The sequence below is a fragment of the Streptomyces sp. NPDC048462 genome, from assembly GCF_043200175.1.
GTDB lineage: Bacteria > Actinomycetota > Actinomycetes > Streptomycetales > Streptomycetaceae > Streptomyces.
The window spans coordinates 1-15,475 of sequence record NZ_JBICXG010000054.1; the positions used below are offsets into that span (position 1 = coordinate 1).

13 protein-coding genes, 1 tRNA gene and 1 pseudogene are annotated in these 15,475 nt (G+C 69.4%); 6 read left to right on the top strand and 9 right to left on the bottom strand.

The features are described 5' to 3' along the window. Positions 1-157: 157 nt before the first annotated feature. From ACGFU6_RS38765 to ACGFU6_RS38780, 4 genes are all read right to left on the bottom strand, one after another. Complete coding sequence (locus ACGFU6_RS38765; protein ID WP_393617282.1) at positions 158-988, bottom strand: MBL fold metallo-hydrolase; 831 nt, start codon at positions 986-988, stop codon at positions 158-160. Beyond that, on the bottom strand, positions 985-1,914 hold the full coding sequence (locus ACGFU6_RS38770) for an NUDIX hydrolase (RefSeq protein WP_393617283.1): 930 nt from the start codon (positions 1,912-1,914) through the stop codon (positions 985-987). The genes ACGFU6_RS38765 and ACGFU6_RS38770 overlap by 4 nt, the downstream gene beginning before the upstream one ends. Positions 1,915-2,045: 131 nt before the next feature. Further along, complete coding sequence (locus tag ACGFU6_RS38775; RefSeq protein ID WP_393617284.1) at positions 2,046-2,516, bottom strand: RidA family protein; 471 nt, start codon at positions 2,514-2,516, stop codon at positions 2,046-2,048. Beyond that, entirely contained in the window at positions 2,516-2,674 is a 159-nt protein-coding gene (locus ACGFU6_RS38780) for a DUF4177 domain-containing protein (RefSeq protein ID WP_003991873.1), read from the bottom strand. The genes ACGFU6_RS38775 and ACGFU6_RS38780 overlap by 1 nt, the downstream gene beginning before the upstream one ends. An 82-nt stretch (positions 2,675-2,756) precedes the next feature. Between ACGFU6_RS38780 and ACGFU6_RS38785 the strand changes: the two genes are divergently transcribed. Together ACGFU6_RS38785 and ACGFU6_RS38790 are read left to right on the top strand one after the other, a co-directional pair. Then, complete coding sequence (locus tag ACGFU6_RS38785) at positions 2,757-3,758, top strand: ArsA family ATPase (protein WP_393617285.1); 1,002 nt, start codon at positions 2,757-2,759, stop codon at positions 3,756-3,758. After that, the gene (locus tag ACGFU6_RS38790; RefSeq protein ID WP_393617287.1) at positions 3,755-5,380 is read left to right on the top strand and encodes an ArsA family ATPase; all 1,626 of its coding nucleotides are present in this window, start codon (positions 3,755-3,757) and stop codon (positions 5,378-5,380) included. The genes ACGFU6_RS38785 and ACGFU6_RS38790 overlap by 4 nt, the downstream gene beginning before the upstream one ends. Before the next feature lie 167 nt (positions 5,381-5,547). On the opposite strand, the gene ACGFU6_RS38795 is transcribed toward ACGFU6_RS38790, so the two are convergent. After that, entirely contained in the window at positions 5,548-5,898 is a 351-nt protein-coding gene (locus ACGFU6_RS38795) for a WhiB family transcriptional regulator (protein WP_185092287.1), read from the bottom strand. Positions 5,899-6,295: 397 nt separating this feature from the next. Here ACGFU6_RS38795 and ACGFU6_RS38800 point away from each other — a divergent pair, with 397 nt between their 5' ends. Further along, positions 6,296-8,548: a transglycosylase domain-containing protein gene (locus ACGFU6_RS38800; RefSeq protein WP_393617289.1), complete on the top strand. Its 2,253-nt coding sequence runs from the start codon at positions 6,296-6,298 to the stop codon at positions 8,546-8,548. A 283-nt stretch (positions 8,549-8,831) separates the two neighbouring features. On the opposite strand, the gene ACGFU6_RS38805 is transcribed toward ACGFU6_RS38800, so the two are convergent. Continuing rightward, positions 8,832-9,296 carry a GatB/YqeY domain-containing protein gene (locus ACGFU6_RS38805; protein ID WP_393617290.1) on the bottom strand — a complete coding sequence of 155 codons (465 nt, stop codon included), beginning with the start codon at positions 9,294-9,296 and terminating at the stop codon, positions 8,832-8,834. 79 nt (positions 9,297-9,375) lie between these two features. Here ACGFU6_RS38805 and ACGFU6_RS38810 point away from each other — a divergent pair, with 79 nt between their 5' ends. Continuing rightward, positions 9,376-10,317: a metallophosphoesterase gene (locus ACGFU6_RS38810; protein ID WP_393617291.1), complete on the top strand. Its 942-nt coding sequence runs from the start codon at positions 9,376-9,378 to the stop codon at positions 10,315-10,317. A 148-nt stretch (positions 10,318-10,465) separates the two neighbouring features. Further along, positions 10,466-10,539: transfer RNA gene (locus ACGFU6_RS38815), tRNA-Pro, on the top strand. A 799-nt stretch (positions 10,540-11,338) separates the two neighbouring features. On the opposite strand, the gene ACGFU6_RS38820 is transcribed toward ACGFU6_RS38815, so the two are convergent. After that, a complete protein-coding gene (locus ACGFU6_RS38820) occupies positions 11,339-13,585 on the bottom strand; it encodes an ABC transporter permease (protein WP_393617292.1) in 2,247 nt (748 codons plus the stop codon). An 82-nt stretch (positions 13,586-13,667) separates the two neighbouring features. Beyond that, positions 13,668-14,342 (bottom strand): ABC transporter ATP-binding protein, encoded by a 675-nt coding sequence (locus tag ACGFU6_RS38825; protein WP_393617293.1) that lies wholly within the window; start codon positions 14,340-14,342, stop codon positions 13,668-13,670. A gap of 285 nt (positions 14,343-14,627) precedes the next feature. Here ACGFU6_RS38825 and ACGFU6_RS38830 point away from each other — a divergent pair, with 285 nt between their 5' ends. Beyond that, positions 14,628-15,164, top strand: a complete 537-nt coding sequence (locus tag ACGFU6_RS38830; RefSeq protein ID WP_393617294.1) for a hypothetical protein — start codon at positions 14,628-14,630, stop codon at positions 15,162-15,164. A 191-nt stretch (positions 15,165-15,355) separates the two neighbouring features. On the opposite strand, the pseudogene ACGFU6_RS38835 reads toward ACGFU6_RS38830, so the two are convergent. After that, a pseudogene (locus tag ACGFU6_RS38835) lies at positions 15,356-15,475 on the bottom strand (ABC transporter permease); the annotation flags it as partial.

The following is a 15,475-nucleotide window of genomic DNA, read 5'->3' on the forward strand; positions in this document are numbered from 1 at the left end:
CATCTGCCCACCCCAAACACAACGTCGGCCTGACCCACCAACGAGATGGATCAGGCCGACGTCACGACGAAGGGGCATTCGCCAACAGCATCCGGACCGGCGGGGCCCCTCGCCGCGTTCATACCGAGCCGCGCCCAGATATCAGTCCGGGCCGCCCTCAGATCAGGCCGTGCTCCTCCAGGTACTCCAGCTGTGCCAGCACCGAGAGCTCTGCCGCCGGCCACAGGGACGGGTCCACGTCCGCGTACACGTGCGCCACCACCTCCGACGACGTCAGGTACCCGGCCTCCACGGCCGTCTCCACCTGCGCCAGCCGGTTCGCGCGGTGAGCCAGGTAGAACTCGACCGCGCCCTGGGCGTCGTCCAGCACCGGACCGTGCCCAGGCAGCACCGTGTGCACCCCGTCGTCGACCGTCAGTGAGCGCAGCCGCCGCAGCGAGTCGAGGTAGTCACCGAGACGCCCGTCGGGGTGCGCCACCAGCGTCGTCCCTCGGCCGAGGATCGTGTCCCCCGTCAGCACGGCGCGGTCGGCGGGCAGATGGAACGAGAGCGAATCCCCGGTGTGGCCCGGGGTCGGCACCACGTACATCTCCAGCCCGCCGGTCGTGATCACGTCGCCCGTGCCCAGGCCCTCGTCACCGAGCCGCAGACCGGGGTCGAGCGCGCGCACCTTCGTACGGGTCAGCTCGGCGAACCGCGCCGCGCCCTCCGCGTGGTCGGGGTGGCCGTGGGTGAGGAGCGTGAGCGCGATCCGGCGGCCCGCCCGCTCGGCGGTGTCGATGACGGCCCGCAGGTGGCCGTCGTCCAGGGGCCCCGGGTCGATGACCACCGCGAGGTCCGAGTCGGGCTCGGCGACGAGCCAGGTGTTGGTGCCGTCCAGCGTCATCGGCGACGCGTTGGGCGCGAGGACGTTGACCGCGCGGGCGGTGGCGGGGCCGGAGACCACCGCGTCGCGAGGCTGTCCGGGCAGCGCTGCCGCGTCGCTCATGCCGCCCCACCGCCCGCGGTGCCCGTCGTGCCCGTGGCACCCGTGGCGCCCGTGGCGCCCGCCGGGATGTGCTTGGTGAACTCCTCGTGCCCCGGCCAGCTCAGCACCAGCTCCTCGCCCTCCAGGCGCGCCTGTGCGAGTACGGGGGCGAGGTCCTGGGCAGATGCTGCCTCCAGCGCCTGTGCGGCGGTGGCGTAGGCCCTGAGCCCGCGCAGCGTCGAAACCGTCGGCGGCATCATCAGCAGCTCGCCGCGGTCGTAGCCGTCGGCCGCCTCCCCCGGGCCGATCCACACCGTGCGGTCGGCCTCAGTGGAGGCGTTGCGGGTGCGCTGACCGGCCGGGAGCGCGGCCACGAAGAACCAGGTGTCGTAGCGGCGCGGTTCGAACTCCGGAGTGATCCAGCGCGCCCACGCGCCGAGCAGGTCCGAGCGCAGGACCAGCCCGCGGCGCTCCAGGAACGCGGCGAACGACAGCTCCCGCGCGACCAGGGCCTTGCGGTCGGCCTCCCAGTCCGCTCCGGTGGTGTCCGTGACGACGGTGTCCGCGGTCGGGCCCGCGAGCAGCACACCGGCCTCCTCGTACGTCTCGCGGACCGCCGCGCAGACGATCGCCTGCGCCTCGGCGGGCGTGCTGACACCGAGCCTCCGCGCCCAGCTCTCCAGCGCGGGTCCGGCCCAGCCGACGAGCCGGTCGTCGTCACGCGGGTCGACCCCGCCACCCGGATAGGCGTACGCCCCTCCGGCAAAGGCCATCGAGGTGCGCCGGCGCAGCATATGGACTGTGGGACCGCCCCCGGTACCCGCGGCTGCGTCCCGGAGCAGCATCACGGTGGCGGCCCGCCGGGGGGTCGCGGCCGTCAGTTCGCCGGTGGCGAGTGCCCGGATCCGGTCGGGCCATTCCGGTGGGTACCACTGACCATTGGACATGGCCGGAGGCTATCCGGAACCGCGAGGATGTTCGAGGGGGGCGGGGATCCGTACATGCCCCGGACACAGAAGATCCCGCCCGGTCGTCGTGACCGGACGGGATCGGAAGAAGTAGGCGGCGGGCGGGCGGCTCAGACCCCGGTCAGCTCGACCTGGATCTCGACCTCGACCGGTGCGTCCAGCGGCAGCACCGCGACGCCCACGGCGCTGCGTGCGTGCACGCCCTTGTCACCGAGCACCGCGCCCAGCAGTTCGCTCGCACCGTTGATCACGGCGGGCTGGCCGGTGAAGTCGGTGGCCGAGGCGACGAAGCCGACGACCTTCACGACGCGCGCGATCCGGTCCAGGTCGCCCGCGACCGACTTCACCGCGGCGAGCGCGTTGAGGGCGCAGGTCTTCGCCAGCTCCTTGGCCTCGTCGGGCGTGACCTCGGCGCCGACCTTGCCGGTGACGGCGAGCTTGCCGTCCACCATCGGCAGCTGGCCCGAGGTGTACACGTACACCCCGGACTGCACGGCCGGCTGGTACGAGGCCAGCGGCGGCACGACGCCCGGCAGGGCCAGCCCGAGCTCGGCGAGCTTCGCCTCGACGGCGCCCGCCACTACTGCTTCTCCCGCTTCAGGTAGGCCACGAGCTGCTCGGGGTTGTTCGGGCCGGGAACGACCTGGACCAGCTCCCAGCCGTCCTCGCCCCAGGTGTCCAGAATCTGCTTGGTCGCGTGCACGAGAAGGGGCACGGTCGCGTATTCCCACTTGGTCATGGCCCGACTGTAATGCCTGCGCAATCCACGGGACGCGCAGCCTCGTGCGTAGCCTGCGGTACGACTGGTTAGGCTCGAATACGTGAGCAGGTTCCAGGTCGTCAGCGGCAAGGGCGGTACCGGTAAGACCACGGTCGCCGCCGCCCTCGCGCTCGCCCTCGCGACCGAGGGCAGGCGCACCCTCCTCGTCGAGGTCGAGGGCAGACAGGGCATCGCCCAGCTTTTCGAGGCGGACTCCCTCCCCTACGAGGAGCGCAAGATCGCCGTCGCGCCGGGCGGCGGGGAGGTGTACGCCCTCGCGATCGACGCCGAGCGCGCGCTCCTCGACTACCTCCAGATGTTCTACAAACTCGGCAGCGCCGGCCGGGCGCTCAAGAAGCTCGGCGCGATCGACTTCGCCACGACGATCGCGCCCGGCGTCCGGGACGTCCTGCTGACCGGCAAGGCGTGCGAGGCGGTGCGCCGCAAGGACAAGCAGAACCGGTTCATCTACGACTACGTGATCATGGACGCCCCGCCGACAGGCCGGATCACCCGCTTCCTCAACGTGAACGACGAGGTGGCGGGGCTGGCCCGGATCGGCCCGATACACAATCAGGCCCAGGCCGTGATGCGGGTGCTGAAGTCCCCGGAGACCGCGGTCCATCTGGTGACCCTGCTGGAGGAGATGCCGGTCCAGGAGACCGCGGACGGCATCGCCGAGCTCCGGGCGGCCGAGCTGCCGGTGGGCCGGGTCATCGTGAACATGGTGCGCCCGCACCTGCTGGACGAGGACGCGCTGCGCACCGCCGCGGGCGGCCGCCGCAAGGAGATCGCCAAGACGCTGACCCGGGCGGGCGTGACCGGCTCCGCAGGCCTCGTGCGCCCCCTGCTCGCGCAGGCCGCCGAGCACGCCCAGCGGGTCGAGCTGGAACGTGAACAGCGCGCCGTACTGGCGGGCCTCGGACTGCCGGGTTACGAACTCCCCCTCATCGGTGAGGGTGTGGACCCGGCCGGACTGTACGAGCTGGCCACGGAGCTCCGTAGGCAGGGCGTGGGCGAAGGGGCGACGGGGGAAGCTGCGGGACAAGGGGTGGGGTCATGACATCGGACAGGAACCAGTCCACGGGCAAGGCCACGGCAACGGCCACGGCCAGAACCAGGGCCACGAACGGTTCGGCCGCCACGGGCAGAAGCACTGACGCGGACGGAACGCCCGGGCCGGAGGCAACAACCGGGCCGGACAGAACGACCGGGCCGGACGGAGACGCGCGGACGGCCGCGACGGCAAGCGCCCCCGCCCCGACGACTGCCCCTACCGCTGCCCCCGCCCTGAACACCGACGCCCTCCTCGACGACCCGGACATCCGGATCATCGTGTGCTGCGGTTCGGGCGGAGTGGGCAAGACCACGACCGCCGCGGCGCTCGGGGTGCGCGCGGCCGAACGCGGTCGCAAGGTCGTCGTCCTCACCATCGACCCGGCCCGCCGGCTCGCCCAGTCCATGGGGATCGACTCGCTGGACAACATCCCCCGCCGGGTCAAGGGCATCGAGACGCGGGGCTCCGGCGAACTGCACGCCATGATGCTCGACATGAAGCGGACCTTCGACGAGATCGTCGAGGCGCACGCGGACGGCGAGCGGGCCCGCTCGATCCTGGAGAACCCCTTCTACCAGTCCCTGTCGGCCGGCTTCGCGGGCACGCAGGAGTACATGGCGATGGAGAAGCTCGGCCAGCTCCGGGCACGCGACGAGTGGGACCTGATCGTCGTCGACACCCCGCCCTCGCGTTCCGCGCTCGATTTCCTGGACGCGCCGAAACGGCTCGGCTCATTCCTGGACGGGAAGTTCATCAAGCTGCTGATGGCCCCGGCGAAGATGGGCGGCCGGGCGGGGATGAAGTTCCTCAATGTGGGCATGTCGATGATGACCGGGACGCTCGGGAAGCTGCTCGGTGGCCAGTTCCTGAGGGACGTGCAGACCTTCGTCGCCGCGATGGACACCATGTTCGGCGGGTTCCGCACCCGCGCCGATGCCACGTTCAAGCTGCTCCAGGCACCCGGCACGGCATTCCTCGTCGTCGCGACGCCGGAGCGGGACGCGCTCCGCGAGGCGGCGTACTTCGTGGAGCGGCTGGCCGCGGAGGACATGCCGCTGGCGGGGCTGGTCCTCAACCGGGTCCACGGGAGCGAGGCCGCCCGGCTCTCGGCCGGGCAGGCGCTGGCCGCCGCAGAAAATCTTGATGCGGCCGGCATTGTGGATCAGAGGGCCGGGAAGGCTGGACTTCGTGAGCCCGCCGACTCTCCCGCGGCCGGGACCGCACAGACCACGGACACATCTGGAGCCGCCACCCCCGACCTGTCCGAGCACGCCTCGGAGTACGAGCCCACCGACGCGGACGCAGATGCCTCCGCCGCGCCCGCTGCCCGCGCTGCCTCAACCGACTCGACTGCTTCGGCTACCTCGACTGCCTCGGCCGACTCAGGTGCCCCGGCGGACTCCGCTGTCTCCATCGAGCAGCTGACTGCCGGTCTGCTGCATCTGCACGCCGAACGGATGCAGGTGGTCGCGCGCGAACAGCACACACGCGACCGTTTCACCGCGCTGCATCCCGAGGTGGCCGTGACGGCGGTGGCCGCACTGCCCGGAGATGTCCATGATCTCGCGGGGCTGCGGGCCATCGGGGACCGGCTCGCGACCGGCTCCGCTCCGGCCGGAGCAGCGTAGACACCCCGCGCAGTCCGAGCACGCATCAGCGCAGGTCAGCGCGCATCAGTAAGGGGTCAGAACCCACGCGTGCAGATTCAGAACCCACCCGCGCGCGTGAGGACCCACCCGCACCATGCGGTCGGTCCGTCCGTCCCACGGGCCGGACCGGTCGCCCTTCGCCCGGGTCACCCCACGGCGGCGAGCGTCTCGTGCAGTTCGTCGTCCTCCAGCCCGATCGCCACGGGCAGGATGCCCGTGGACCGCTCGTACTCGCTGCGTGCGGTCTCCAGCAGCCGGCGCCAGGACGTGACGGTCGGTCGCCTGCGCAGCAATGCGCGGCGCTCCCGTTCGGTCATCCCACCCCACACGCCGAACTCGACGCGATTGTCCAGCGCATCGGCCAGGCACTCGGTCCGCACCGGACATCCGGTGCACACCGCCTTGGCCCTGTTCTGCGCTGCCCCTTGTACGAACAGTTCATCCGGATCGGTAGTGCGGCAGGCTGCCTGCGCACTCCAGTCGGTTACCCAGCCCATCCCGGCGCCGTCCTCTCCCGAATCGAGGCTCCCCCACGGCGACAGCGGCATATTCACCGCTGCCAGTTGAGGACGTTACGGAAGGTGGCGACAGCACAACACCCCCTTCGGGCCCAATCTTGAATGGCCCGAACGGACTATGCGTATGCGGCAGATCACCCAGGGGAGTGAGGTGAGGACATCCGCGACTATCCCGAGAGAATCGGGACAGACCATCTGAGACACAACGGACGTTCGATGACACACGAGGCGATTTCGGGAGCGCCTTAATCGTGGTCGAGTCATGCACAGGGTCATGCAGGGGGGTTGATACAAAACCGGACTGCTGTGACAGTTGAGAGCAGCTTAGGCCAAGGCATATACGTGTGTCCGGCGAATGAGAACGTAGGCTGCCCCCATGCCAAAGAAGCGCTCGGGCGGGGGTCTCACGACGACCCAGCAGGCCGCCAAGTTCCTCGGTGTCGCCGCACTCTCCGGAGTGGTCCTGGCGGGCATCGCGCTGCCGGCCGCCGGAGCACTGGGTCTCGCCGCCAAGGGGACGGTCGACGGATTCGACGAGATCCCGGCCAATCTGAAGACTCCGCCGCTGATGCAGCGAACCACGATCCTGGACAACCAGGGCGGCCAGATCGCGACGGTCTACTCGCGCGACCGCACGGTGGTGCCGCTGAAGGACATCTCGCCGTACATGCAGAAGGCGATCATCGCGATCGAGGACGCCCGCTTCTACGAACACGGCGCGGTCGACCTCAAGGGCATCCTGCGCGCGATGAACCGCAACGTTCAGTCGGGCGGGACCGCGCAGGGCGCGTCGACCCTCACCCAGCAGTACGTGAAGAACGTCTTCGTCGAGGAGGCGGGCGACGACCCGGCCAAGGTCGCCGAGGCCACCCAGCAGACGCTCGGCCGCAAGGTCCAGGAGCTGAAGTACGCGATCCAGGTCGAGGAAGAGCTCGGCAAGAAGAAGATCCTGGAGAACTACCTCAACATCACCTTCTTCGGCCAGCAGGCCTACGGGGTCGAGGCGGCCTCGCAGCGCTACTTCTCGAAGTCGGCGAAGGACCTGAAGGTGGAGGAGGCGGCGCTGCTGGCCGGCATCGTGCAGTCGCCCAGCCGCTACGACCCCGTCAACGACACGGAGGAGGCGACCAAGCGTCGCAACACCGTGCTCCAGCGGATGGCGGATGTCGGGGACATCTCGAAGGACGAGGCCGCCAAGGCCGAGGCGACGCCGATCAAGCTGAAGGTCAAGCGGCCGCAGAACGGCTGCATCACCGCCGTCAGCGGCTCGGGCTTCTTCTGCGACTACGTGCGGCAGATCGTCACGGGCGACCCCGCCTTCGGCAAGACGGCGAAGGACCGCGCCAAGCTCTGGGCAACCGGCGGCCTCACGATCAAGACGACCCTGGACCCACGCTCGCAGGCCGCCTCCAACGAGGCCGCCACCTCCCGCGTGAACAAGGACGACAAGATCGCCGACGCCGTCGTCCAGGTGAAGCCGGGCACGGGTCAGATCACGGCGATGGCTCAGTCCCGCCCGTACGGGCTGGATCAGTCCAAGCACCAGACCGTGCTGAACCTGAACGTCGACCACAAGATGGGCGGCAGCTACGCCGGCTTCCAGGTGGGGTCGACCTTCAAGCCGATCACAGCGGCGGCGGCACTGGAGAAGGGGATCAGTCCGGCGCAGGACTTCACCTCGGACCACCAGATCTCGCTGCCCGGTGAGAGCTTCCGCACCTGTGACAACCGGCCTGCGGACAACCGGCCCTGGGAGGTGTCGAACGAGCTGGAGTCGGAGAAGGGCACGTTCGACATGACCAGCGCGCTGGGCAAGTCGATCAACACCTACTTCGCGAAGCTGGAGCAGAAGGCGGGTCTCTGCGAGACCCTCTCCATGGCGGACAAGGTCGGCTACATCCGCGGCAACAACAAGCCGCTGCAGGCGGTCGCCTCCACCACCCTCGGTGGCCAGGAGTCGACACCGCTGGCGATGGCCTCGGTGTACGCGACCTTCGCCAACCGAGGCAAGTACTGCTCCCCGATCGCGATCCTCTCGGTGACCAGCCCGACCGGCAAGCAGCTCGACGTACCGAAGTCGAAGTGCACGCAGGCCATGAGCGAGCACACCGCTGACACCATCAACCAGATGCTCAAGGGCGTCGTGGCGGACGGCACCGGCCAGCAGGCCGGGCTCAGCGACCGTGACAACGCGGGCAAGACCGGTACCACCGACGAGCGCAAGAACGCCTGGTTCGTCGGCTACACGCCGAACCTGTCCACGGCGGTGTGGGTCGGCAGCGACGGTGCCAAGCAGCTCCCGATGAGCAACATCACCATCGGCGGCCAGTACTACGACGAGGTCTGCGGTGGCTGTCTGCCCGGTCCGATCTGGAAGACGGCGATGACCGGCTCCCTGAACGCCTCCGAGACCCCGGCCTTCAACGCGGTCGACGTACCGAGGGCGAAGCCGAAGGAAGACAAGGACAAGGGAAAGAACAAGGACAGGGACAAGAACAAGCCGGGCCAGGGCGACAACAAGCCCGGCGGCGACGATCCCTTCCCCGGCATCAGCATTCCGCCGGACCTCCTCGGCGGCAACAACGGCCACGGCCGCGGCCAGGGCAACGGCGGGACGCAAGGCCCCTGACCTTGTCCGTACCAGTGCCAGTGCCAGTGCCAGTGCCAGTGCCAGTGCCAGTGCCAGTGCCAGTGCCAGTGCCAGTGCCAGTGCCAGTGCGGTAAGCGTCACGGCACACATGAAGGTGGGGCGCCCCCGGCGCGGGGGCGCCCCACCTTCATGTCCAGAACACTCGACGCCTCACAGGCCCACCGGTCCCGCCGGACCCACAGGCCCTGCGGGACCCACCTGACCCGCCAGATCCATCGGACCCACCAGACCTGCCGGGATCCGCTGGAGGGCTCCCGCCGTCTCAGCCCGCGAGAAGCTTCTTGACCGCGGCGGCCACCCGGCCGCCCTCCGCACGCCCGGCGACCTTCGGGTTCACGATCTTCATGACAGCGCCCATCGCACGCGGGCCCTCGGCGCCGCCCGCCTTCGCCTCATCGACCGCGGACGCCACGATCGCGGACAGCTCGTCGTCGCTCAGCTGCTGCGGGAGGTAGGTGTCGAGCAGCTCGCCCTCCTTCTTCTCCCGCTCGGCCTGCTCGGCCCTGCCGCCCTGCGCGAAGGCCTCGGCCGCCTCGCGGCGCTTCTTCGCCTCCCTGGCGATCACCTTCTGCACCTCGTCGTCGGAGAGTTCGCGGGCCGACTTGCCGCTGACCTCCTCCTTGGTGATCGCGGTGAGGGTCAGTCGGAGCGTGGACGAGGTCAGCTCGTCGCGCGCCTTCATGGCCGTGGTGAGGTCTTCCTTGAGCTTGGACTTGAGCGTGGTCATGTGGTGATTGTGGCAGGTGCGGGACGCCCGGCGCCCGCCGGTTTTCCTGTCGGCCCGCGCTGTCTGCGACGATGGGCGCATGCGCGCACGCTACGGAGTACCCCTGAAAATCACGGCGGTCACCGCCGCGGCCGGCGCCGCCGGTCTCGCCTACGCAGCCGGATTCGAGGCCCGCTCGTTCCGCCTGCGAAGGGTCACGGTCCCCGTACTCCCGCACGGAGCACGTCCGTTGCGCGTCCTGCAGATCTCCGACGTCCACATGGTGTGCGGTCAGCGGAAGAAGCGCGCCTGGCTGCAGTCCCTGGCCGGACTGCGACCGGACTTCGTCGTGAACACCGGCGACAACCTCTCCGACCCGGAGGCCGTACCGGAGCTGCTGGACGCACTCGGCCCGCTGATGGAGATCCCGGGCGTGTACGTCTTCGGCTCCAACGACTACTACGGCCCCAAGCTCCGCAACCCCGTCCGCTACCTCTTCGAGAAGACCGCGGGCAAGCACGGCCTCAACGGGAACGCACCGGCGGTCAACGTCGTCCACAACCCGTGGGAGCCCATGCGGGACGCCTTCGACACGGCGGGCTGGCTGAACCTGTCCAACACGCGCGGCCGTCTCAAGGTCGACGGCCTGGAGCTCGCCTTCACCGGACTCGACGACCCGCACATCAAGCGCGACCGCTACGCGGAGGTCTCCGGCGGCCCCGAGACGGGCGCCGACCTCTCCATCGGCGTGGTCCACGCCCCCTACCTGCGCTCCCTCGACGCGTTCACCGCGGACGGCTACCCGCTGATCCTGGCCGGCCACACCCACGGCGGCCAGCTCTGCATCCCCTTCTACGGAGCCCTGGTCACCAACTGCGACCTGGACACGGACCGCGTGAAGGGCCTCTCCTCCCACTCGGTCGACGGCAACCGCGCCTACCTCCACGTCTCGGCCGGCTGCGGCACGAACCGCTACACCCCGGTCCGCTTCGCCTGCCCTCCCGAGGCGACGCTGCTGACCCTGACACCCCGGGACGCGTAGCCCTCCTACGCCCCCGTTCGCCCACACCCCGCAGACCTACCCCACCCCGGTACCCCTCACTCGCACCTCGACCGGCACAAAAACCGGATTTCGTCTCCGGCCACAGGTGGGCTAAAGTAATCGATGTCGCCGGGAGACCGGCGGCGATCGGGGTGTAGCGCAGCTTGGCAGCGCGCTTCGTTCGGGACGAAGAGGTCGTGGGTTCAAATCCCGCCACCCCGACAGCTGAAATACCAGGTCAGGGGCCTGATCCGCATCGCGGATCAGGCCCCTCCTGCATCTCCAGTGATCGTTTGGGAGAAATCCGCAGGGAGAGGCCGCTGCAGATCCCGGACGGCGAGCCGCACCTCTGCCTGCCACGATCCGCTCGCGCCTACCTCCCTGAGCGGAATGATCGAGTGCAGGCCAGGAGCACAGCTATGGAACTGGCTGGATGGACACCCTCAGCCCCGCGGCCGTCATAGACCGGATCATCACAATCACCCGCAGGAGCTGAGTGGCAGCCGCCGACGCGGCGGGCAGACGGCAGCAGCGAACCACCCGTCCGCGCTTGCCTTCCGGCCTGGCCTTCGGCTCGTCGGTGGGCAACTGGGGCTGTGGAGTAACACGTTGAAGTGGCCTGGGAGAGATTTGGGGATAGTCTTCGCCCCGAGTTGCCCCGAGGTGCCCCGAGGTGCGCCGAGACCGTGCGAGACCAACCCACTCCAATCCTCTGACGAGCAGCACTGATACCCCCGATACCTGCAACATCAGGTCAGTCACCTAGGAACGTTCCTAGGTGGGTGACTTTCTTCGTGTGCGTGGCTTTCTGGGTGTGCAGGTGAAGCGAACCCGGCCCTAGGCAAGGACGCCCTCTCCGGCTGCTTCGGGACGAAGATGTATTGGGTCGGTTCGATCCCGCCATCCAGACAGCTGAAGAACCAGGCGAGTTACCGGGCCGAAGGCCAGATCCCGTTGTGGATCAGGCCCGGAGTGGTTTGTGGGGCCGTCTGACCGGATCAGTCGCATCGGATGTGCCGAATCAGTCCCGCCGGATGTGTTCGAGTTCGACGTGGCGGCGGATGAGGGGAAGCGAGGCCAGGGCGGCGGTGAGCAGGATTCCGGCGGTGCAGGCGGCCAGGAGAGGGAGGCCGTCGCCGTCCCAGTGGACCGTGCCGCCGCCGGTGATCAGGTAGCTGGACTCGGCGAGACGGCCGGCCACCAGGGCGCCGGCCAGGCCGATGGTGAGCGGGAGCAGGACCTGGATGCACTGGGCCGCGCGGACGGTCAGAGGGCGGGCGCCGAGGAGGTTGAGCGTGGCGATCCGGCCTCGGCGTTCCAGGGCCCGGTCGGCGGCGGACACCGCGAAGGCGGCGACGCCGATGGCGAGGCCCAGGATCATGCCCGCCGCGAGGAGGCTCTTGATGACGGTGATCTGCTGCAGGGATTCGATATTGACGCCCACGGCCTCGATCTCCGCGGTGGGAGCGATGGTGCCGATGCCGTCGAGTGCCGTTCGTACGGTGTACGGCGTGGAACCCGACAGCAGGAGCAGCCGGCCCGTTGCGGGATGCTGTCCTGCCGGGAGCGCAGAGGGCGGGATGAGGATGTCGGCACCCACGAAGGCCGAGGGCCGGCGTGCTCGGATGACCAGGTGGTCCCGTGGCAGCGTGACGAGGAGCTTCCTCTCCCCCGGCTGTCGGCTGCCGCCCGTGCTCAGGAGGAACGGGTAGGTGCGGCCGGGCCGAGCGTCGGGGTCGCCGGCCATGTCGGAGTCGGTCAGGCGCTGCACCTTGCCGTCCACGCACCCTCGGACCGACACCGCGGTGAATGCGGCGAGTTGGCCACAGTCGGCGACCACAGCGGTGATACGGGGTGTGGTGGAGCTGACCCTCGGGATCCAGGAGTCCATCGCGAGGGCCTGTGCCCGGATGCCATCGACCTGACGCACCCGGGTGCGCTGCCCTTCGCTCAGGTCGCTGAAGGGGAGGGCGTATTCCTGGGTGGGAGACGTGGGCCGGCTGATGTGGGCGAGCTCGACGAGGACGCCCTGCGCGAGTGAGGCGGCGTAGACGAGGAGGACGAGGCCGGTGACCACGCGCAGGGAACTGCCGGGCTCGACTTCGTTGCGCCGCATGGCGAGTGCCAGGGGGAGGGACTGGGTGGTGCCGGCGAGTCGACGGGCGAGCCAGGCCGTGGCCGGAGCGAGCGCGAGGACGAGTCCGGCTCCGGTCAGCAGGACTCCGACGGGGACGAGCACCGCGTTGGCAGGTCCGCCGGACGGGTCCCGGCCCAGCACGCCGAGGGCGCAGTAGCCGCAGATGACCCCGAGCCCGGGCAGGAGCAGGAGCAGCCCGTACTTCTTCGGGGCGCGGGGCTGGGCACCCCGGCGTACCTGTAGCGGGCGGAGCGCGGCCTCACGGGCGCGATGCCGTCCGACGGACCAGGCCAGACCGGGACAGGCGAGCAGGCAGACCGCGAGGACGGCGGCGGAGGGCCGTCCGTCGGGCGGGTACCACTGGAGGCCGGGCAGGCCGACGTGGGCGAGAACCTCGTTGGCCAAGGCGTACGCGACGACACCGAGGAGCGCGCCGAGGAGTGCGGCGGCCACCGTCTCCACGGCGTTGACCCGCAAGGTTCCCTTCACGCTCAGCCCGAGCAGCCGCAGCGCGGCGAGGCGTCGGGCTCTGGCCTCGGCGGAGAGCCTGGCGCACACGGACAGGAACACGGCCAGCGGCAGCAGCACGAGGCAGCCGAGGGCGAAGCGCAGGATGTCGAGGGTGGAGGAATCCACAGCGGGAGTCGAGGTCCAGGCGGAGCCGAAACTCGCCAGTGGCCTTGCGGAAGAGGGCAGTTGGTCAGGTGCGCGGCCGATATAGGCGTACAGCTCATCGGGGCCGGTGAGACCTTCCGGGCCGATGGTGTCGGTGATCCGGCCGGGGAGCAGGCCTGTGAGTGCGGGCTGTTCGGCGAGCGTCGCGTGCAGCCTCGGGGAGACGAGCACCTCTCCGGCTCCCGGCAGGTGGTCGATGCCGGGCGGGCAGGCCACCCGGCAGGCTGCCGCAGAGCCGCCTGCCGGGTGGCTGAGGAAGACCCGGGTGAACGGTCGAGAACCGTAAGGGTCCTGACGGGTCAGGAAGACGGTGTCCTTCGCGGACCGGGCGTGCTGAACACCGGTCACCGGCTGCGGCTCGCGGGCCGCGGCCCTGCCGTCGTGGGCCGAAAGGATCGCGGGGATGGTCAGTACCGCGGCGAGACAGGCGACGCCCATCGCGCAGCCGAGAGTCATCGGGAGGAAGCGGGCCTGCCCCGTGCGACCGGTGCCGCGCAGGAGTCGCAGCCGATCATGAACGTGATCGCGGACCGGGAACTCACACCGCCACCCGCCTGGCCAGGACCCCGTCGGCCATCGTGTAGCGGCTGTCCGCACGGGCGGCCACAGCGGCGTCGTGCGTCACCATCATCACGGCGGTGCCCTGGGACCGCGCGAGGGCCAGGAACTCTTCCAGTACGGCATCGGCGTTGGCACTGTCCAGCGCGCCGGTCGGTTCGTCGGCGAAGACCACGGCGGGCCGGTGGACGAGAGCCCTTGCCACCGCGACCCGTTGGCTCTGCCCACCCGAGATCTGCGACGTCCTGCGCTGCCGCAACTCCGCGAGCCCCAGGCGTCCGAGGATCTCTCCGGCCTCCTCGTGGGCCTGCGACTTGCGGCGACCGGCCAGGCGCAGTGGAAGCGCCGCGTTCTCCTCGACGGTCAAATCCGGGAGCAACTCGCCGTACTGGAACACGAACCCGAACCGCTCTCTGCGCAGCGCGCTCAGCTCGTCGTCACCGAGCTGCTGGAACGGGACTCCGTCGAAGGAGACCTCCCCGCAGGTCGGCGCGAGGACTCCGGCCAGGCAGTAGAGCAATGACGACTTCCCCGAACCACTGCCGCCCATGACCGCGCAGACCTCACCGGCGCTCAACGCGAAGTTCACTGCGCAAACGGCCCGTTGCGTGCCGTAGAGCAGCTCCACACCTGTCGCGCGGAGAATGGCGTCCATGGTGACCGGTACCTCTCTGTATCGCGGTGGCCGTTACCCCTCCGCCGGGCGTAACGGAGAGTATCCATTCGATCTCGCGTTGCGCGCCGGAGGGATCTTGATTCCTCCCATCTGATGAACCCGGGAGGATCGATGAGGCCGCACCTGTCGGACCGGGAGTGCGGACCGGCGGCGCTCGCGGCTACCGAGAGGCCCTTGCGGGGGATTTCCGGGACCCGTGCCTCGTCGGCGGTCTACTGTCGAATCCGCCGAACTGCCCACGGTGGGCAACTGAGGAGGAACCCTGTGTCATCGCCCTGTGATCCCCAGAACGCTCCCGCCGGCGATGTGGGTACGGCGATCATGATGATCGACTCCAGGCTCCGATGTGTCCATGACGGCAGGACCGCGACCGACCCCGGACAACAGGAGATGGTCGACCAGTTCGCCGCGTCGCTGGGGCCCGAGGGGGCTCAGGAGCTGTTGGACGGTGCGTGCACGCTCATCTTCATGTTCATGAAGTGGCTGCGGATGACGCACGAGCAGCACGACAAGGACGTCATCGAGTACGTGGTGCCCACCCTCGTCGCGTCGATGCGCATGATGCCCAGGAGCGTCCGTCCCGAGGTCATCCCCACCATGGCCGGCCTGGTGATCGCCGCGGGCACCGGCCTGAGTCCCAATCTGTGGCGCATGCAGTACGGGGACTGGACCGACGCGGAGATGACTCCCCTTGAGGTCACCGCGTTCCTCCTCGCGGAGCACATCAACCGGATCGCCGACGACCCCGACTTCGCCACCCGCATGATTACCGAGGCACTGTCCAGCGCGGACGCGGACTGATCTGCTGCGGTGACGGGTTCGGTGAGGCCGGGGATGCTGGCTTGCTGGCTTGCTGGCTTGCTGGCTTGCTGGCTTGCTGAGGAGAGTGGGTGGCACTGGGTCGTGCTGAGTGGACTTGGCTGGGCTGGTGGTGCTGGCTGTGGGTGTGAGTTCTGTGGTTCGCGTTGCGTTGTTGTGGCGGCTCGTTCGCGTTACTTCGGGTCGCGGTTGAAGGTTGTGGTGGACCAGCGGTAGCCGAGTGTGATGAGGGCGAGGGACCAGGCGATGGTGAGCCAGCCGTTGTTGCCGATTTCGGTGCCGAGGAGGAGTCC